This is a genomic window from Nocardioides marinisabuli (assembly GCF_013466785.1).
Classification (GTDB): Bacteria; Actinomycetota; Actinomycetes; order Propionibacteriales; family Nocardioidaceae; genus Nocardioides; species Nocardioides marinisabuli.
Genome location: NZ_CP059163.1, coordinates 2,635,146 through 2,652,165, shown reverse-complemented (window position 1 = coordinate 2,652,165; position 17,020 = coordinate 2,635,146). Strand labels below are relative to the sequence as shown.

The 17,020-nt window shown below is 73.9% G+C and carries 17 protein-coding genes and 1 pseudogene; 2 read left to right on the top strand and 16 right to left on the bottom strand.

What is annotated here, in order from left to right:
* Nucleotides 1-9: 9 nt before the first annotated feature.
* From H0S66_RS12665 to H0S66_RS12655, 3 genes are read right to left on the bottom strand one after another with little or no spacing between them, the layout of a single operon-like run.
* Nucleotides 10-948 carry a type II secretion system F family protein gene (locus tag H0S66_RS12665; RefSeq protein ID WP_179615702.1) on the bottom strand — a complete coding sequence of 313 codons (939 nt, stop codon included), beginning with the start codon at nt 946-948 and terminating at the stop codon, nt 10-12.
* On the bottom strand, nt 945-1,799 hold the full coding sequence (locus H0S66_RS12660) for a type II secretion system F family protein (protein WP_179615701.1): 855 nt from the start codon (nt 1,797-1,799) through the stop codon (nt 945-947). Before H0S66_RS12660 ends, H0S66_RS12665 begins: the two co-directional genes overlap by 4 nt.
* A 2-nt stretch (nt 1,800-1,801) precedes the next feature.
* On the bottom strand, nt 1,802-3,100 hold the full coding sequence (locus H0S66_RS12655; RefSeq protein WP_179615700.1) for a TadA family conjugal transfer-associated ATPase: 1,299 nt from the start codon (nt 3,098-3,100) through the stop codon (nt 1,802-1,804).
* A gap of 257 nt (nt 3,101-3,357) precedes the next feature.
* Here H0S66_RS12655 and H0S66_RS12650 point away from each other — a divergent pair, with 257 nt between their 5' ends.
* On the top strand, nt 3,358-4,215 hold the full coding sequence (locus H0S66_RS12650; protein ID WP_179615699.1) for a hypothetical protein: 858 nt from the start codon (nt 3,358-3,360) through the stop codon (nt 4,213-4,215).
* Between the two features lie 26 nt (nt 4,216-4,241).
* Here the strand turns inward: H0S66_RS12650 and H0S66_RS12645 are convergent, their stop codons facing one another.
* The 12 genes and pseudogenes from H0S66_RS12645 to H0S66_RS21050 all read right to left on the bottom strand — a co-directional run.
* Nucleotides 4,242-4,796 (bottom strand): YetF domain-containing protein, encoded by a 555-nt coding sequence (locus H0S66_RS12645; RefSeq protein ID WP_179615698.1) that lies wholly within the window; start codon nt 4,794-4,796, stop codon nt 4,242-4,244.
* A gap of 112 nt (nt 4,797-4,908) precedes the next feature.
* Nucleotides 4,909-5,454, bottom strand: coding sequence for a hypothetical protein (locus tag H0S66_RS12640; protein ID WP_179615697.1), 546 nt, complete (start codon nt 5,452-5,454; stop codon nt 4,909-4,911).
* A 34-nt stretch (nt 5,455-5,488) separates the two neighbouring features.
* Nucleotides 5,489-6,799, bottom strand: coding sequence for an extracellular catalytic domain type 1 short-chain-length polyhydroxyalkanoate depolymerase (locus tag H0S66_RS12635; RefSeq protein ID WP_179615696.1), 1,311 nt, complete (start codon nt 6,797-6,799; stop codon nt 5,489-5,491).
* A 73-nt stretch (nt 6,800-6,872) separates the two neighbouring features.
* On the bottom strand, nt 6,873-7,808 hold the full coding sequence (locus H0S66_RS12630) for an alpha/beta fold hydrolase (RefSeq protein WP_179615695.1): 936 nt from the start codon (nt 7,806-7,808) through the stop codon (nt 6,873-6,875).
* Nucleotides 7,805-8,518 carry a TetR/AcrR family transcriptional regulator gene (locus tag H0S66_RS12625; RefSeq protein ID WP_179615694.1) on the bottom strand — a complete coding sequence of 238 codons (714 nt, stop codon included), beginning with the start codon at nt 8,516-8,518 and terminating at the stop codon, nt 7,805-7,807. Before H0S66_RS12625 ends, H0S66_RS12630 begins: the two co-directional genes overlap by 4 nt.
* Nucleotides 8,515-10,095 (bottom strand): class I adenylate-forming enzyme family protein, encoded by a 1,581-nt coding sequence (locus tag H0S66_RS12620; RefSeq protein ID WP_179615693.1) that lies wholly within the window; start codon nt 10,093-10,095, stop codon nt 8,515-8,517. The genes H0S66_RS12625 and H0S66_RS12620 overlap by 4 nt, the downstream gene beginning before the upstream one ends.
* Entirely contained in the window at nt 10,092-11,255 is a 1,164-nt protein-coding gene (locus H0S66_RS12615) for a branched-chain amino acid ABC transporter permease (RefSeq protein ID WP_218876314.1), read from the bottom strand. Before H0S66_RS12615 ends, H0S66_RS12620 begins: the two co-directional genes overlap by 4 nt.
* Nucleotides 11,252-12,127, bottom strand: coding sequence for a branched-chain amino acid ABC transporter permease (locus tag H0S66_RS12610; RefSeq protein WP_179615692.1), 876 nt, complete (start codon nt 12,125-12,127; stop codon nt 11,252-11,254). Before H0S66_RS12610 ends, H0S66_RS12615 begins: the two co-directional genes overlap by 4 nt.
* Nucleotides 12,124-12,888 (bottom strand): ABC transporter ATP-binding protein, encoded by a 765-nt coding sequence (locus H0S66_RS12605; RefSeq protein WP_179615691.1) that lies wholly within the window; start codon nt 12,886-12,888, stop codon nt 12,124-12,126. Before H0S66_RS12605 ends, H0S66_RS12610 begins: the two co-directional genes overlap by 4 nt.
* The gene (locus H0S66_RS20525) at nt 12,885-13,646 is read right to left on the bottom strand and encodes an ABC transporter ATP-binding protein (protein ID WP_179615690.1); all 762 of its coding nucleotides are present in this window, start codon (nt 13,644-13,646) and stop codon (nt 12,885-12,887) included. The genes H0S66_RS12605 and H0S66_RS20525 overlap by 4 nt, the downstream gene beginning before the upstream one ends.
* The gene (locus tag H0S66_RS20520; protein WP_258017222.1) at nt 13,643-13,999 is read right to left on the bottom strand and encodes an ABC transporter substrate-binding protein; all 357 of its coding nucleotides are present in this window, start codon (nt 13,997-13,999) and stop codon (nt 13,643-13,645) included. The genes H0S66_RS20525 and H0S66_RS20520 overlap by 4 nt, the downstream gene beginning before the upstream one ends.
* Nucleotides 14,000-14,060: 61 nt before the next feature.
* Nucleotides 14,061-14,870, bottom strand: a pseudogene (locus tag H0S66_RS21050) (ABC transporter substrate-binding protein); the annotation flags it as partial.
* A 385-nt stretch (nt 14,871-15,255) separates the two neighbouring features.
* On the opposite strand from H0S66_RS21050, the gene H0S66_RS12590 reads away from it, so the two are divergent.
* Nucleotides 15,256-16,110, top strand: coding sequence for an LLM class flavin-dependent oxidoreductase (locus H0S66_RS12590; RefSeq protein WP_258016894.1), 855 nt, complete (start codon nt 15,256-15,258; stop codon nt 16,108-16,110).
* Here the strand turns inward: H0S66_RS12590 and H0S66_RS12585 are convergent.
* The gene (locus H0S66_RS12585; RefSeq protein ID WP_179615688.1) at nt 16,067-17,014 is read right to left on the bottom strand and encodes an oxygenase MpaB family protein; all 948 of its coding nucleotides are present in this window, start codon (nt 17,012-17,014) and stop codon (nt 16,067-16,069) included. The genes H0S66_RS12590 and H0S66_RS12585 overlap by 44 nt on opposite strands.
* Nucleotides 17,015-17,020: the final 6 nt, after the last annotated feature.

Here is a 17,020-nt window from a genome sequence, read left to right as displayed (position 1 = left end):
CCGAGAGGGTCATGGGGTCGTCAGGTCGAGCCCGACGACGCCGGGCCAGAAGGCGAAGATGATGGTCACGGGCAGCACCAGGAACACGACGGGCACCATCATCAGCACCTCGCGCCGGGCCGCCGACTCGATGAGCTCGCGCCGGCCGGCCTCGCGGACGTCGGCGGCCTGGGCGTGCAGCACGTCGGCCAGCGGGGTGCCGCGCTCGACGGCGGTGGCGATGCCCTGCGCGAAGCGGGAGACCAGCGGCAGGCCGCTGGTGGCGGCCAGGGTGTCGAAGGCGGAGCCGACCGGCTCACCGGTGCGCACCTGCGCGAGCACCCGGGCCAGGTCGGCCGACAGCTCGCCGCCGGAGCGGCTCACCACGCGGTCGAGCGCGCCGACCGGGCTCTCCCCGGCGGCCACCGCCAGCGCGAGCAGCTCGGCGACGGTCGGGAACTCGGCGAGGATGCGGCGCTCGCGGGTGCGGACCTGGGCCGAGAGGTGGTTGTCGCGGGCGAGCACACCGACCACGAAGGCGATGGCGCACACCAGCGCCGAGCTCACCACCGCTCCCGGGTCGCCCAGGGTGCGCAGCAGCCCCCAGGCCGCCGCCAGCGAGAACGCCACCAGCCCCCACTGGACCTGCTCGACGCGGAACTCGTGCACGCTCCTGTCGATGCCGGCCCGCGCCAGCCGCCGGCGCACCGAGGTCGCGCCACCCAGCACCCGCTCCACGCTCTGGGCCAGGGAGCGCAGCACCGGTCCGAAGACGGCGACCACCACCGACGACCCGCCCTCGAGCTTCGGCCCCGCGGCCGGGCGCCCCGCCTGCGGCAGGTCCCGCAGGTAGGGCAGCACCCGGTCGGCCAGCTGCGGGCGGCGTACGACGCGCAGCCGCGCCGCGACCAGCAGCAGCCCGGCGGCGGTCGTGGCCCCCAGCAGGGCACCCCACATCGTCAGGCTCACGACAGGATCCGCCTCTCGGTGGGCAGCCGGCCGATGCGCATCATCAGGCGGTAGGCCAGCACGCACAGCCCGGCCCCGACGGCGAGCACCACGACCCCGGCCGGTGAGGCGTAGCGGCGGATCACGTCGCTCTGCAACGACATCAGCAGCAGCACCACCCACGGCGCCGCGACCGCGAGGCGGGCCCCGTTGACCGTCCAGGCCTGCCGCGACTCGAGCTCGGAGCGGGTGCGGGCGTCCTCGCGCAGGTAGCCCGACAGGTTGCGCAGCAGCCGGCCCAGCTCGCCGCCGCCGACCTCGCGGGCCACCCGCAGGCCCTCGACGACACGGTCGCCGACCGGGTCGGCCAGGCGGTCCTTGAGGCGGTCGAGGCTCTCGCCGAACCGGCCGGTGACCTGGTAGTCGAGGGCGAAACCGGTGAACGCCTCGCGCAGCGGCTCCGGCCCCCGGGTGCCCAGCGCCGAGAGCGCGTCGGGCAGCGACATGCCGGCGCGCACCGCGGAGGACAGGTTGTCGACCGCCTCGGGCCACACCTCGGCGAACTCGCGCAGCCGCCGCCGCGCCCGGGCCGCGACCACCGTCACTGGCAGGTAGGCCGCCAGCACCCCGAAGACGACCGCGACCGGCGGGGTCCGGGAGACCAGCTGCACCAGCAGCGCGGCCCCGACACCCGCAACCGCGCACATCAGCACGAAGGACGTCGAGGACACGCCCCGCAGCCCCGCGGAGCCCAGCAGCCGTTCCAGCCGCCCCGGTCCGGTCGAGGTCGCGCGAGGTCGCCGCGGCATAGTGAAGGCCGACCAGATGAGCAGCAGCCCGACCCCCACCCCGAGACCCACCAGCGCGCCCACGCTCAGACCTCCTGCTCCGCGCCCACCGCGAGCAGGCGGCGTACGTCGATGCCGTGACGCTCGTAGAGCTCGGTGCGCGGCGGCATCCCCTGCGCGCGGCGCAGCTCGCCCTGGGTACGCCGGAAGATCGGCTCGACCTCGATGATGTCGTTCTCGGTGCGCCCCGGCACCGCCACGATCTCCTCTACGTGCCGCCGACCCCGGTGGTCGAGACCCAGATGAACCACCAGGTCGACCGACGAGGCGACGGTCGGCACCACGAAGCGCGAGCCGATGTTCTCACCCGCCAGCAGCGGCAGCGTGCACATCTTCACCAGCGCCTCGCGCGCGGAGTTGGCGTGCAGGGTGCACATGCCAGGCAGCCCGGAGTTCAGCGCCAGCACCAGGTCGAGGCACTCCTCGGCCCGCACCTCCCCCACGATCACCCGGCTCGGCCGCATCCGCAGCGTCTCCTTGACCAGGTCGCGCAGCCGGATCTCTCCGGTGCCCTCCAACCCGGCCTGGCGGGTCTGCAGCGGCACCCAGTCGGGGTGCGGGAAGCGCAGCTCGAAGACCTCCTCGGCCGAGATCACCCGCTCGCTGCCGGGGATCGCGGCCGCCAGGCAGTTCAGCATCGTCGTCTTGCCGGCCTGGGTGCCGCCGGAGACCAGGATGTTGAGCCCGGCCCGCACCGAGGCCTGCAGGAACTCCGCGGCCTGCGGGGTCAGGCTGCCCAGCTCGACCAGGTCGCCCAGCCGGGCCGCGCGCAGCACGAACTTGCGGATGTTCACGGCGGAGAAGCCACGGCTGATCCCCTCGAGGACCACGTGCAGCCGGTGTCCCTCGGGCAGCATCGCGTCGACGAAGGGGCGGCTCATGTCGACGCGCCGCCCGCTGGACTTGAGCATCCGCTCCACCAGCTCGGCGACCTGTGCCTGGGTGAGCATCAGGTTGGTCAGCTCGTGGCGCCCGTTGCGGGCCACGAAGACCCGGCTCGGGTCGTTGATCCACACCTCCTCGACGCTCGGGTCGTCCAGCAGCGGCTGCAACGCCCCGAAGCCCGAGACCCGCGCGACCAGCTCGTCGACCATCGCCTCGAGGTCGCCGACCGGCGCCACCGCCCCGGTCAGGCTCCTGTCGTCGTGCGCCCGCACCAGCGCCTCAGCCAGGCGGCGTACGACGCCCGGGTCGCGCTGGGGGTCGACGCCCTCGCGTCGCACCGCCTCGCGCAGCGCGTGGTCGAGCTGCTCGAGCGTCTCGGAGTGACCGGGCAGCCGGGAGGGAGCCGACGCCCGGCGGGCGTCGGCGTGGGTCATCGCCATGGAGGCTCCCTCCGAGTAGGGATCCGAGAGGTGGGAGTGCGTCGTCGCTGACGCTACGCAGTCCTTTACCTACCCGGGAAGTGGCACTCCTTAACCTGTGGAGAACCTCCCGCCCCGCCGACCCGGCGCAGATCTCGCGCCGAGCCGGCGCGTGCCTGCGCTCCAGCCTGTTCGGAATCGTCCGGGATCACCCGGTCCGGCCCCAGCGGCGGCTGCTGCTCACCACGATGGGGCTCCCCCGACCCCAAGGAGCCTGCATGTCCCCCGCACGTCTCACCCGCCTGGCCGGCGTGGCCACGTCCCTGACCCTGCTCGCCGGCGGCCTCAGCCTGGCCCCGGCCCAGGCCGCCGGACCAGCGGCCGGCACGCCCGCCGTGTCGTCGACCGAGGACCGGGCCCGCACCAAGCCGTTGCGGATCAAGTCGCCCGGGGTCTCCTGCGAGTGCGGCGGCGCCGGCTACCTCTGGGGCTGGTACGTCGTGGGCATGCGGTTCACGGGCGTGAAGAAAGGCCACACCTACCGGGCGTTCATCAAGGGCGGCGCTGAGGCCACCGCGACGCAGTCCTACGGGACCGCCATCTTCTCCCGGGCCGACCACGACTTCGAGTACGGCGAGACCTACAAGTTCGTCGTCAAGGAGTACAAGCGCAAGAAGCTGGTGCGCACGAGCAAGGCGAAGAAGTACACGATCCCCACCCCGGTGGCCCACCCGGACATGGCGCGGCTGGAGACGATCGAGGCCGACGGCAAGGACTACCTGGTCGCCGGGCGCACCTACTCGGTCGCCTACGAGGGCGAGTGGCAGGACGGCATCCAGTTCGCCAAGGGCGTCGACCGCTACCTCAACGAGGACGGCGGCTTCGGCTGGTACGAGGAGGAGGGCTACCCGCTGCCCTGGGTCGAGCACGCTCCCGATGCCGCACTCACGCTGGCTCCGACCGAGGAGCACCTCGGACAGCAGTGGAACATCTACGTCGTCGGGTCCGTCCCGGCACCGAAGGACGTGCCGCGCAAGGGCATCGAGGCCGGCGACCCGGTACGGGGGTCCGAGTGGGGCCACCACTGGTTCGTCTCCATCATCTCCGAGGAGGAGGCCGCCCAGCTCGAGCAGTAACCGGTCGGCGCGGGACCGGGGCCGGGTCAGTCGCGGGCGAGCCGCTCGAGCAGCTCCCCCGACTGCTTGACCCCGGTCAGCGCGGCGGGGTGCACGTCCTCGCCGCGGCGCAGCACCGTGAACCGCCCGTCGGGCTCGACGACCGCGACCGCCACCTCCTGCGGTGAGCGGACGCCGGCGGCGCGCAGCTCGCTCCACAGGCCGGTCTCGTCGAGGCCGAGCCGGGTCAGCTCGTGGCGCTGCACCTGCCCGGCCACCATCACCGCGACCGCCCGGTGCCGCCGACGCGCCACCATCCGCTCGCTGCGACGTACCCGCCCGGCGACGCCCTCGACCGCCAGCAACGTCGCCAGCGCCAGCAGGCCACCGCTGAGCGTCGGCACCTGGCCGAGGATCGAGCGACCCACGATCGCGCCGAGCACCGTGACGACGGCGAGATCGAGGCTCGAGGGCGAGGCGTGGAGCCGCTGACCCGCGTGCGAGAGCAGGGCCGTGATCGCCAGGTAGAGCACGATCGTGGAGACCACGATCGCCACAGCGCCGAGTAGAGGCAGGCCGAGGTAGAAGCCGAGGTCGTCCATCGACCCATCGTGGCCCATCACCACCGCCCGCGTGCCGGGGCCACCGACCGGGGGAGATCCGCGCCGGGTCAGCGCGACATTTGCGCCGGGTCAGCGCGACATTTGCGCCTGGTCAGCGTGGGGCGGGGGCGGCGGGGGCCGGGTGGGGGGTCTCCTTCGAGACGCTGCCCAGGAAGACCAGCACCATGATGAGCACCACCAGGTTGACCAGCCCCGCCATCAGCGCCAGCACCGCGAGCGCCATGCTGCCCAGCGAGCCCAGGGCGAGGGCGCCGAAGGCCAGCGCCGCCACGACGTACGTCGTGCGCAGCGAGCGGGCGCCGGCGCTGCGGGTCGGCACCACGGCCATCACGCCGGTCAGCACGGCCACCACCACGACCAGGTCGACGATCCCGGTGGCGGTGTCGAGGGGCAGCTCGACCTCGCGGAGCCCCGCGAGCCCGGGCCACAGCGGCACCGAGAGGGCGGCCCCGACCCAGGCGGCGACGACGCCGACGCCGAACCCGGGGTGCAGGTGGGCGAGGCGACCCAGCGCCACCGCGACGAGGACCCAGCCGACGGGGTCGGGCAGGAGGTCGGGCGCCACCTCCCCGTCGCCGATGCGCAGGTCGCCCACCACGAGCAGCAGGCCGACGACGACGGTGCGGAGCGGGTTCACGCGCCCAGGCTAGGCCGCCGTCGCCGCGACGCCCTCAGCAGGCCGTGACCTTGCGGTAGACGCCCTCGCCCGTCCGGCGCACCGCCGTCACGGTCGCGTCGCCCTGGCCCAGGTAGTCCTGGCTGCCGAGGGCGTAGAAGGGGTTGTAGGGGTCGTTGCCGTAGCTGACCGCGCGCCCCGCGTCCTCGTGGGTGGCGTTGCTGGTGGTCCAGCAGTCCACCGCAGGCGGCGGCGTGGTCGCCGTGGGTGTCGGGGTCGGGGTCGGGGTCGGGGTGGGGGTCGGCGTAGGGGTCGGCGTCGGGGTGCCCGTCGTGCCGCTCACCCGGCGGTTGTTCGCGAAGAAGAACGAGGTGACGTAGCGCGGGTAGTCGATGCTGGTGGCCTTGATGTAGCGCCCGCCCGGGCCGCCGCCGGCCGGCCAGTTGTGGCCCAGGCCGGTGTTGGTGAGCAGCGAGACCCGGGGCCCCTCGGCGTCGGACCAGACCGTGCCGCTGCCGGCGGTGCTGGTGCCCGGCAGCGTCGACATCGCGACCGGCGAGGTCGCGGTGGCGTCGTACAGCCCGGCCATCACCTCGGCGTTGAGCAGGTTGTAGCCCGTGGCGACGGTGTAGTCGTCGTTGCCGTGGATGACCGAGGTGAGCTGGGTGTCGAAGCCGGCGGTGTGGCTGTCGGCGAAGCGGGTGCAGGTCGAGGTCGCGGCCGACTTCGTGGTGGAGACCGTCGAGATCTGAGAGGAGGTGGTGCCGACCGTGGGGCCGGCGTTGATCCCGATGCCGGCGAAGACGTCGGGGGCCAGGCAGCCCATCACCATCGTCTCGCCGCCGCCCGAGGAGAGACCGGAGAGGTAGACCTGGTCGGCGTCGAGACCCAGCGTGGTCCGGCCGAGCAGGGTCTCGACGAGCGCCAGCAGGTTGTCGTCGTGGCGCGCCGGGGCGCTGCGGCTGTGGTTGCCGTCGTAGTAGTCCCAGCACCCCGCGATCACGCCGCCGCCGGGCGCGGCCGGCACGGCCACCACCATGCCGTAGTCGTCGGCGGTGGCCTGCCAGTTGCCGGCGGTCTGCAGGTCGGTGTTGGTCTGCACGCAGCCGTGCAGGTTGACCATCAGCGCCCGGCCGTCGGCGATCGCGGGCGCGGTGGTCGGCACGTAGAGACGCACGTTCATCCCGGCGATGGTCTCGCTGGTCCAGCTGCCGGCGGCCCGGGCGCTGGTGGTGGCCCCGGGTGCCAGCGCCAGCGCGACCGCGGTGAGCACCACCGCGAGCACGCCGGCCAGCGCGGCCGGGACGCCCCGGCGCCGCGCCGCGGCTGTGCTGGTGGGCAGGGACGGGGTCGGTACGTCGTTCATGGTGCTCCTCCGAGTAGGGCCAGGCATGACGTGCAGGTGTGGAACAGGTGTGGAACAGGTGGTGCGGGTCGGCTCAGGCGTGCAGGTCTCGTACGGCGGCGACGACGGCCTCGGCCCCGCGCGGGGCCAGCACGATCGTGTAGTGGTTGACGTCGTCGACCTCGACGTCGCGCAGGTGCGGCACCAGCGCGCGCGCCCGCTCGGCCGCGTCGGGGGCGTAGAGCGCCTGCGGCTCGTCCATCAGCCCGCGCGGGGCGCGCAGGAAGACGGTGGGCAGCGTGAGCGAGCGCATCGCCTGCTCGTAGGTCGGCCCGCCGAAGAGCTGCGCGGCGTCGGCGGCCACGGCGGCCACCGCGGCCGAGGGCCTCAGTCGCGGCGCCTCGCCCTCGAGGTCGTAGTCGACGTACCCCTCGACGACGGGGCTCCAGTCGTGGGCGAAGGCGGGGTGCTCGCGCCAGAAGTCGCGGTAGGCCTCGTGGCTCTCGAAGGTCATCCGCAGCCGCTGCGCGGCCGGCCCGAGCACGTCGTCGGGGGTGGCGGTCGGCGAGGGCACGCCCCCGGCGGGCGCCGCGAGCGGCAGGCCGCCGTCGACGAGCACCAGCCCGGTGGCCCGCTCCCCCACCAGCGCGGCCAGGGTGAGCACCACGAAGGCGCCCATCGAGTGACCCACCAGCGTCACCTCGCGCACCCCGAGGTGGTCGAGCACCTGCTCGAGGTCGCGGGCGTGGCGCTCGAGGCCGTACGGCGCCGGCAGGCCCGCGCTGCGGCCGCGGCCGCGCAGGTCGGGGGCGACGACCCGGACACCGGGCATCGCCTCGGCGACCAGCGGCCAGCAGCGGTGGTGGGCGGTGATGCCGTGCACCGCGAGCACCACCGGAGCCTCGGGGTCCTCGGGCCCCCAGACGCCGCAGGTCAGCTCGCCGCCGTCGACGGGCACACGGACCGTGCGCGGGCCGGCCGGGTCGGTCGGGGCGGCGGGCCCCGAGGGGTGCCGGGTGGCGGTGGTCATCGCTGGTCTGCTCCTGGGTCGGTGGCGGGGTCGGCGGCGGGGTGGTCGGCGGGGTGGTCGGCGGGGTCGGTGGCGGGGTGGCCGGCGGCCAGGGCGCGCTCGATGAAGGCCATCACCTGCTCGAAGACGTGGTCAGGCACCGTGGCGGTGGCGCCGGGGCCCAGCGTGCGGCCGGGCTCGTCGCCCCACAGCACCCAGCGCATCCCGACCATCTCGCCGATGCCCATCAGCACCCACGCGACGACCTCGGGGTCGATCTCGCCGACGTCGCCGACCTCGCGGGCCCGCTCGAGGTTGGCGATGTAGCCCTCGACGATGCGCGTGTAGTGCAGCTTGAGCGCCCGCGGCGAGACGAACTCGGCCTCGCGCACCACGCGGTAGAGGGCGGGGTGCTCGGCGGTGAAGGCGAAGAACGCCCGGAAGCCGGCCCGCTCCCCCTCCAGCCGGGTGGTGGCCCCGGCCGAGCCCTCGCTCATGGCGTGGCGCACCCGCCGGTTGAGGTCCTCGACGAGCTCCTCGAAGACGGTGAGCTTGGAGTCGAAGTAGAGGTAGAAGGTGCCCTGGGCGACCCCGGCGCGCTCGGTGATACGGGTGATCGAGGCGTCGGCGTAGCCGTGCTCGGCGAAGACGTGCTCGGCGGCGTCGATGATCGCCTTGCGGGTCGCGGTGCCGCGCTTGGTGCTCGGCGGCTTGCGTGCGCTCTCGCTCATGCCCGGACCTCCTGCTCGCGCCACCGGTCGGCCAGCGCGCGCCGCATGATCTTGCTGCTCGAGGAGCGCGGGATCTCGGCGACCACCGCGACGTGGCGCGGCACCTTGAAGGCGGCCAGCTCGTTCGCGCAGTGCTCGCGCAGGTCCTGCTCGTCGGTGGCCACGCCGGGGCGCAGCACGACGTACGCCGCGCACACCTCGCCCCAGCGCTCGTCGGGTACCCCGACCACGGCGGCGTCGGCCACGGCGGCGTGCGCGAGCAGCACCTGCTCGACCTCGGCGGGCGCGACGCTCTCGCCGCCGGTGATGAAGATGTCCTTGATGCGGTCGACGATGCGGTAGTAGCCGTCGGCGTCGCGGGTGGCCAGGTCGCCGGTGTGCAGGCCGCGGCGCCGCTCCTGCTCGGCCCGCTCGTGCTCGGGCTCGCGGAAGTAGCCGGCGAAGACGTTGGGCCCGCGCACCACCAGCTCACCGGTGCCGGGGCCCTCGACGAGCGCGCCGGTGGCCGGGTCGACCAGCTCGACCTCGACGTGCGGGTACGGCGTGCCGGCCATGCCCACGCGCCGGGTGGCCTCCTCGGGCGGCAGGCACAGCACGTTGGGGGCGGCCTCGGTCAGCCCGTAGCCCTGGGTCAGCGCGACCCCGCGCCGGTGCCAGGTGCGCAGCAGCGGCTCGGGCATCGGTGCCCCGCCGACGATGGCGTGGCGCAGGCTGGTCAGGTCGGCGTCGGCGAAGTCGGGGTGCTCGGCGAGCATCAGGTAGGTCGCGGGCACCCCCATCGTCGTGGTGATCTGGCGCTCGGCGATCAGGTGCAGCACCCGCCCGGCGTCGAAGGTGCGCTCGAGCACCACGGTGGCGCCCATCCACCAAGCCAGCAACGGCTGCACGTTCCACCCGCCGACGTGGAACTGCGGCATCAGCGCCAGCACCACGTCGCGGCTGGTGATCTCGGCGGTGCGCGAGAGCGACAGGTTGGTCCAGAAGCAGTTGGCGTGGGTCAGCACCGCACCGCGGGCCTGCCCGGATGTGCCGGAGGTGAAGATGATCAGCAGCGGGTCGTCGTCGCCCACGGGGCGGGCCGCCCCGCCGGTCGTCGTACGCCGCTCGCCGCGGGCCCGCTCGGACCCGCCGGGAGCCGGGGCGTGCTGCTCGACGCCCTGGGTGCCCATCGCGGCCACCGGCACCGTGCCGACGACGAGGTCGAGGGTGGCGCGGGCCAGCGCCGTGAACTCCTCCTCGACCAGCAGCAGCGCGGGGTCGGCCTCCTCGACCTGGCCGGCCAGCTCGCGCGGGGAGAGCCGCCACGACAGCGGCACCAGCACCAGCCCGGCCTTCGCGCAGGCGAAGAAGAGCACCACGTGGTCGGCGCTGTTGCCGGTCAGCGTGGCCAGCCGGTCCCCGGCGGTGTAGCCGGCCGCGAGCAGCCGCTCGGCGAGGTCCTCGGCGCGCTGGTCGAGCCGGGCGTAGGTCAGCACCACCCCGCGGTCGTCGATGGCGACCCGCTCGGGGGTGGAGGTGGCCCGGTCGGTGGTCCAGCGACCCAGGGTGTGCAGGCCGTCGCGGCGCGGAGTGGTCATGGGCCATCCTCACCCGCGGCGACCGCGGGGCGCCCGGCCCGGCTGCGCGCCCCGGCCAGGCGGGCGCCGAGGCCGACCAGGCCGCCGGGCACGAAGAGCACCACGAGGATGAAGAGGGTGCCGAGGATGAACAGCGGCTCCCCCAGCGGCACGCTCAGCACGCCCGGGAGCCCCTCGACGGCGTCGGAGGCGGCCAGCGCGGTCAGCCGCTGGTCCAGCAGCGTGTAGACGATGCCGCCGACCACCGCTCCCCAGCGCGAGCCGAGCCCGCCGAGCACGACGATCACCAGGATGGTGAGGGTGAAGTCGGCGGAGGCGATCCGCGGGGTCGCGCCGCTCTGCAGCAGCAGGTAGACCATGCCGACCACGACGGCCAGCACCGAGCCGGTCACGAAGGCCAGCAGCTTGACGGCGAAGGGGCGCAGGCCCAGCACCCGCACCCGCAGCTCGTTCTCGCGGGTCGCGGCGGCGACGTGGCCGGCGCGGGAGCGCTCGAACCAGGTGACCAGCGCGAAGACGACCACGAGCAGCACCACGGCCACCCAGTAGAGGTTGCGGGTGTCGGTGACCCCGACCAGCGCGTCGGGCACGTGGGTGGTGTCGAGGCGCAGCCCCTCCTCGCCGCCGGTGACGTCGCTGTTGCGGCGGATCAGCACCGAGCCGGCCTGCGCGAAGGCCAGGGTGACCATGGCGAAGGAGATGCCGCCGACCCGCAGCCCGACCGCGCCGAGCACCAGCGCGACGACCGCGCCGGCCACCAGGGTCAGCGCCATCGCCGGCACCAGGCCCAGGTCGGTGCGGTCCAGGACGATGCCCAGGCCGTAGGCGCCGATGGCCAGGTAGAGCGCGTGCCCGAAGCTCAGCAGCCCTGCCACCCCGAAGATCACGTGGTAGGTCAGCGCCAGCGAGGCGAAGACCAGCGCCAGCGCCATCAGCTGCAGCGTGCCGGGCGTGTACGTCGCTCCCGGCAGCACGCCGGGGATGCTCAGGTTGACCAGCGGCAGCACCGCGAGCAGAGCGACGAGGCCGAGCATGCCCAGCAGCCGCAGCGGCAGGCCGGGCCCGCGGCGCGGCCCGGCGCCCGACCCGGCCGGGGCCGGGGACGCCGGGGCGTCGGCGGTCGGGGTGGGGCTGGTGCCGGTGGTGGTGTCGGTGCTCATGCGCGGGCTCCCATCAGGCCGGAGGGACGCACGAGGAGCACGGTGGCCAGCAGCAGCACGACCACCAGGTCGCCGGTCCCGGAGAGGTAGAAGTTGGCCATCTGCTGGAGCACCGCGACCACCACGGAGGCGATCGCCGCGCCGAGCAGGGAGCCCAGGCCACCGATGACGGTGACGATGAAGGCGAAGATCAGCAGCGACCCGCCGAGCTGCGGCGAGACGTAGCCGAAGTAGTGCGAGGCCAGCACCCCGCCCAGGCCGGCGGCCGCGCCGCCGATGGCGAAGACGACGGTGAAGGCGCGGCGCACGTCGATGCCCAGGGCGGTGACCATGGAGCGGTTCTCGACGCCGGCGCGGATCACCAGGCCGAAGCGGGTGAAGCGCAGGAAGGCGATGATGCCGCCGAGCACCAGCAGCGCGACGCCGATCAGCACGAACCGGTCGTTGGGCACCCGGGCGCCGAGGATCGTGGTCGTCTCGTTGAACCAGGCCGGGCCGGTGACGAAGATGGCGTCGGTGCCCCAGATGCCGTCGAAGAGCGCGACCGTGGCCAGGGCCAGGCCGACGGTGACCAGCACCTGCTCGATGTGGCGCTCGTAGAGCCGCCGGATCAGCAGCAGCTCGGTGAGCACCGCGGCCAGGGCGCCGACGCCGGCGCCGACCAGCAGCGAGAGCAGCAGCGAGCCCCACGAGTCGCCGCCGAGGCGGCGGGCGGTCTCCCAGCCGGCGAAGGCACCGAGGGTCAGGAACGAGCCGTGGGCGAAGTTCAGCACGCCCATCAGGCCGTAGATGAGCGAGAGCCCGGAGGCGACGAGGAAGTAGAGCGCGCCCAGGCCCAGGCCGGTGGCGAGCAGCAGCACGATCGTGCTCACGAGGGGACCTCCTGGCTGTGGGTGGAGTGGGACTCGCCGGTGGAGCCGACGCCGAGCAGGCTGACGACCCGCTGCTCGTCGTCGAGCAGCTCGGCGGCGTCGCCGGTGTGCACGACCCGGCCGTCGGACATCACGACCGCGCGGTCGGCCAGGCGGCGGGCCACGACGAGGTTCTGCTCGACGAGCAGGATCGGGACCACCTGAGCAGCGCGTTCGAGGGCCTCGGTGACCTCCCCGACCAGCTTGGGCGAGAGGCCCTTGGTGGGCTCGTCGACGAGCAGCAGCCGGTTCTCGTTGAGCAGCGCGCGGGCGAGCGCGACCATCTGCTGCTGCCCGCCCGACAGGGTGCCGGCGGCCTGCTGGCTGCGGGCGATGATGTCGGGGAACAGGTCGGCGACCAGCTCGCGGCGCGGGTTCGAGGTGCGCTCGGCCAGCCGCAGGTTCTCCTCGACGCTCAGCGAGCCGAAGACCTCGCGGTCCTCGGGCACGTAGCCCACGCCGCGCTGCACGATGCGGTGCGTGGGCAGGGTGTCGATGCGCTCGCCGTCGAGCTCGACCACCCCGCTGCGCTCGACCAGGCCGAGCACCGCCTTGATGGTGCTGGTCTTGCCGACGCCGTTGCGGCCCAGCAGCGCGGTGACGCCCTGGGCGGGCACCTCGAGGGTGACGTCCTCGACGACCTGCTGCTGGCCGATGCGGGCCGAGAGGCCGCGCACGCGCAGCACGGGCTGCGCCTGCGGCGTCGTACGGGGGGTGCTCATGCGGTCGCTCCGAGGTAGGCGCTCTGGACGGTGGGGTCGGCCATCACGGCCTCCGGGGAGTCGCAGGCCAGCAGCTGGCCGTGGTGCATGACCGCGAGGCGGTCGACCAGGCCGAGCACGACGTCCATGTGGTGCTCGACCATCAGCACGGTGGTGCCGTGCTCGCGGTGCACCCGGCGGATGAGGTCCATCAGGCCCTCGACGTCGGCGCTGCCGACCCCGGCCATCGGCTCGTCGAGCAGGATGACGTGGGGGTCGCTGGCCAGCAGCATGGCGATCTCGAGCTTGCGCTTGTCGCCGTGGGCCAGCCCGCCGGCGACGGTGTGCTCGTGGTGGGCCAGGCCCACCTGGTCGAGCCGGTCGCGGGCCCGCTCGGTGGCGGCGCCGCCGCGCCCGGGGAACCGGACGAGGCTGAGCGCGCCGCCGAGGGCGGCCTGGGCGGCCAGGCGGACGTTCTCGACGGCGGTGAGGCCGTCGAAGAGGCTCGAGGTCTGGAACGTGCGTCCCAGCCCGGCCCTGGCGCGGGCGTCGACCGAGCGGGCGGTGACGTCGTCGCCGGCGAGGTGCACCGTGCCCGCGGTCGGGCGCATGACGCCCGAGAGCAGGTTGAACAGCGTCGTCTTGCCCGCACCGTTGGGGCCGATCACCCCGAGCATCTCACCGCGCGGCACCGCCAGGGAGACCCCGTCGATGATGACCGCGCCGCCGATGCTCAGGTGCAGGTCGCGCACCGCCAGGACCGGGCCGGGCTCGCTCACGAGGTCGCGACCGGGGGTGCGACGGCGTCGGGCTCGACCTGGTCGGCCAGCTCGGGCACGAACGAGCCGCCCTCCTTGGTCAGGGTGGCCGCGAACATCGGCTGGATCAGCGCGTGGTCCTCGGCGCGCACCGTGGTGGTGCCCTTGGGGCCCTCGAACTCCCAGCCCTCGAGCGCCTCGATCATCGCGTCGACGTCGTCGCCGCCGCCCTCCTCGATGGCGTGCACGATCATCTGGCCGGCCACGAAGCCGTCGGGCGAGAACAGGTCGGCCTCGGCGCCGGCCTCCTCGAGGGACTCGACCATCGCGGCGTTGACCTCGTTGTCGGGGGCGCCGGCGAAGTAGTGCGACAGGAAGGTGATCTGCTCGCTGGCCGCGCCGTAGGCGCCGTAGCTGGCGATGTCGCCGAGGCCCGGTGGTCACCGGCACCTCGTCGAAGACCTGCTGCTGGTCCAGGGACTGCCACATGGCGCTGGTGGTGTCGCCGGCCCAGGCCACGAAGACCAGGTCGGGCTCGGCGTCGAGGATGCGACGCGCGAAGGGGGTGAACTCGGTGGCGTCCTCGGGCACGAGCACCGGCTCGACGTCGGCGCCGGCGCCGCCCAGGACGGCCTCGACACCGGCCACGTTGCCCTGGCCGAAGGCGTTGTCCTGCGCGAAGACCGCGACCTTCTTGCCGTCGAGGTCGCCGATCAGCGAGCCGGCGGTGGCCACGTCCTGGTAGGTCTGGCGGCCCGAGCGGAAGGTGTAGCGGTTGATGCCGGTCACGGCGTCGGCCGCGGCGGGCCCGGAGATGTAGAGCACCTCGTTCTGCTCGGCCTGCTCGGCCAGCGAGAGCGCGACGCCCGAGGAGACGGTGCCGGCGATGATCTGGGTGCCCGAGCCGATCGCGTCCTTGGCCAGGCCGACCGCCTTGGCGGGGTCGCCGGCGTCGTCGACGAAGTCGAGGTCGATCTCGCGGCCGTCGACCTCGCCGCTGCCGTCGGTGGCGTAGTCGATGCCGGCCTCGAGGCCGTTGCGGTAGGCCTCGCCGTAGGCGGCGAGCGGGCCGCTCTGGGAGTAGATGATCGAGACGGGCACCGCGGCGCCCTCGCCGTCCTCCCCCGCCGAGGCCGAGCCGCTGTCGGGCGCGCAGGCGCTGAGGCCCAGCACGCCCACGACCGCTGCTGCGGCCACTGCCAGGGTTCGTCGTCCGCCCTGTCGGGCCGGGGTGCGCTGCGTCATGACTTCTCCTTCGTCGTCCAACCTGACGGGTGATTCAGGTCTCATGACGTGACCGTAGCCACAGGGCTGACTCCTGTCAACGACCGGTACGGACCGCCGCTCGTACGCTCGAGGGGTGAGCACTCCCCCGGTCCCGCCCGCCCAGCCCGACGCCCAGCCCGACGCCCTGCCCGATGCCCTGGCCCGCCTCGGCACCCGGCGCGCACCCGACCTTCGGCCTCGACACCTTCGGCGACCTCGAGCTCGGCCCCGACGGGCGACCGGTGCACGAGGCCGAGGCGATCCGCCAGGTCGTGGCCGAGGGGGTGCTGGCCGACGAGGTCGGGGTCGACTACCTCGGGGTCGGCGAGCACCACGCGACGACTACGCGGTCTCCGCCCCCGACGTGGTGCTCGCCGCGATCGCCGGGCAGACCTCGCGGATACGTCTCGGCTCCGGTGTCACGGTGCTCTCCTCCGACGACCCGATCCGGGTCCACCAGCGCTTCGCCACGCTCGCGGCGATCAGCGGCGGGCGCGCCGAGGTGCAGCTGGGCCGCGGCTCCTTCACCGAGTCCTTCGCGCTCTTCGGCCACGACCTGTCCGACTACGAGGTGCTCTTCCACGAGAAGCTCGACCTCTTCGCCGCGGTGCAGACCGAGCAGCCGGTGACCTGGTCGGGCACGACCCGCCCGCCGCTGCGCGAGCAGGTCGTGCACCCCCGCACCGAGGCCGGGCTGCTGCCCGCCTGGATCGCCGTCGGCGGCACGCCGCAGTCGGTGGTGCGGGCGGCGGCGTACGGCATGCCGCTGGTGCTGGCCGTCATCGGCGGCTCCCCCGCCGGGTTCACCCAGCTCGCCGACCTCTACCGCCGCGCGCTCACCGAGTACGAGCGTCCCGAGCTGCCGGTCGGCATGCACTCCCCCGGCCACGTCGCCGCCACCGACGAGCTGGCGCGCGAGCAGATGTACCCCCACCAGGCGGCGGCCTTCAGCCGGATCGGGCGCGAGCGCGGCTGGGGCCCCTACACCCGGGCGGCCTTCGACGAGGGCGCGAGCGCGCAGGGCGCGCTCTTCGTGGGTTCCCCCGAGACCGTGGCGACCAAGATCGCCTGGGCGGTGCGCACCCTGGGCCTCTCGCGCTTCCAGATGAAGTACGCCGTCGGCGCGCTGCCGCACGCCCAGCGTGCGGAGTCGATCCGGCTCTACGGCACCGAGGTCATCCCCCGGGTGCGGGAGCTGCTGGCCCAGGAGCGTGCCTGACCGGGCAGCCGGCCACGCCCGGCGTCGGGAAGGTGCCCAGCTGCTCGATCTCGTAGCCGTCGGGGTAGGAGCGCACCCACGGCAGGTCGGCGACCGTCTGGGGGCTCATCCGCGCCGGGAACAACCGCAGCACCCGCCCGCGTGCTCGCAGCCCGGCCCGGGCGGCGAGCACGACCGGTCGCGGGGGTGCGGCGTAGCCCAGCGCCTCGAGCAGCGGCGGGTCCATCAGGGCCCGCGAGAACACCTCGACCGCCGGTGCGGCGATGCGGGGCTGGAAGGTCAGCATCAGCGCCAGCGTCGAGGCCGCCACCGCCCGACCGCCGGCGTCGGGGCCGAAGTGCTCGGCCTCGTAGTCGTCCATCAGCCGGGCGAAGCCGTCGTAGGTCTCGGGCACGTCGGGGATCGCCATGTGCCGCCCGAGGGTGCGGTAGTAGTTGACCGAGGCCCGCAGCTCGGTGCTGGTCAGGGGCCGCTTGCCGTAGTCGTCGAGCCAGCGCTTGGGCACCACCACGAACGTGGACAGCACGTAGCGGAACTCGTGGTCGGGGATGTCGTAGGCGCGGTGCATCTGGTTGACGCGCCGGATCGCGGCCCGGGCGTCGGGGTGGTCGAAGCCCTTGAGGGAGGGCTGCTCGAGCAGCAGCGCCGTGTCGTCGTAGCGCCGCTGCACCTGCTCGGTGAAGGCGCCGGTCTCGGCGAGCAGCCGCCCGATGCCCGGCACCGCGTAGGTGCGGAACAGCGCGAAGGACAGCGCCTGGTTCATGTCCCACGGGAACTCGTGGACCACCGCGTTGCGGTAGATCTCGACGAAGTCGGTCTCGGGGTCGAGCGCGTCGTTGACGCACCGCCAGTGCTCGCGCGGGACCCCGCCGAACGTCTTGCCGTGCCACCGGAACGACCGCATGGCCGT

Bases quoted from the DNA above. Each gene is read 5' to 3' on its own strand.
- H0S66_RS12625 (WP_179615694.1), bottom strand. From the start codon at position 8,518: ATGAGCGAGAGCGCACGCAAGCCGCCGAGCACCAAGCGCGGCACCGCG.
- H0S66_RS12630 (WP_179615695.1), bottom strand. From the start codon at position 7,808: ATGACCACCGCCACCCGGCACCCCTCGGGGCCCGCCGCCCCGACCGAC.
- H0S66_RS12620 (WP_179615693.1), bottom strand. From the start codon at position 10,095: ATGACCACTCCGCGCCGCGACGGCCTGCACACCCTGGGTCGCTGGACC.
- H0S66_RS12615 (WP_218876314.1), bottom strand. From the start codon at position 11,255: ATGAGCACCGACACCACCACCGGCACCAGCCCCACCCCGACCGCCGAC.
- H0S66_RS12645 (WP_179615698.1), bottom strand. From the start codon at position 4,796: ATGGACGACCTCGGCTTCTACCTCGGCCTGCCTCTACTCGGCGCTGTG.
- H0S66_RS12605 (WP_179615691.1), bottom strand. From the start codon at position 12,888: ATGAGCACCCCCCGTACGACGCCGCAGGCGCAGCCCGTGCTGCGCGTG.
- H0S66_RS12655 (WP_179615700.1), bottom strand. From the start codon at position 3,100: ATGGCGATGACCCACGCCGACGCCCGCCGGGCGTCGGCTCCCTCCCGG.
- H0S66_RS12585 (WP_179615688.1), bottom strand. From the start codon at position 17,014: ATGCGGTCGTTCCGGTGGCACGGCAAGACGTTCGGCGGGGTCCCGCGC.
- H0S66_RS12635 (WP_179615696.1), bottom strand. From the start codon at position 6,799: ATGAACGACGTACCGACCCCGTCCCTGCCCACCAGCACAGCCGCGGCG.
- H0S66_RS12650 (WP_179615699.1), top strand. From the start codon at position 3,358: ATGTCCCCCGCACGTCTCACCCGCCTGGCCGGCGTGGCCACGTCCCTG.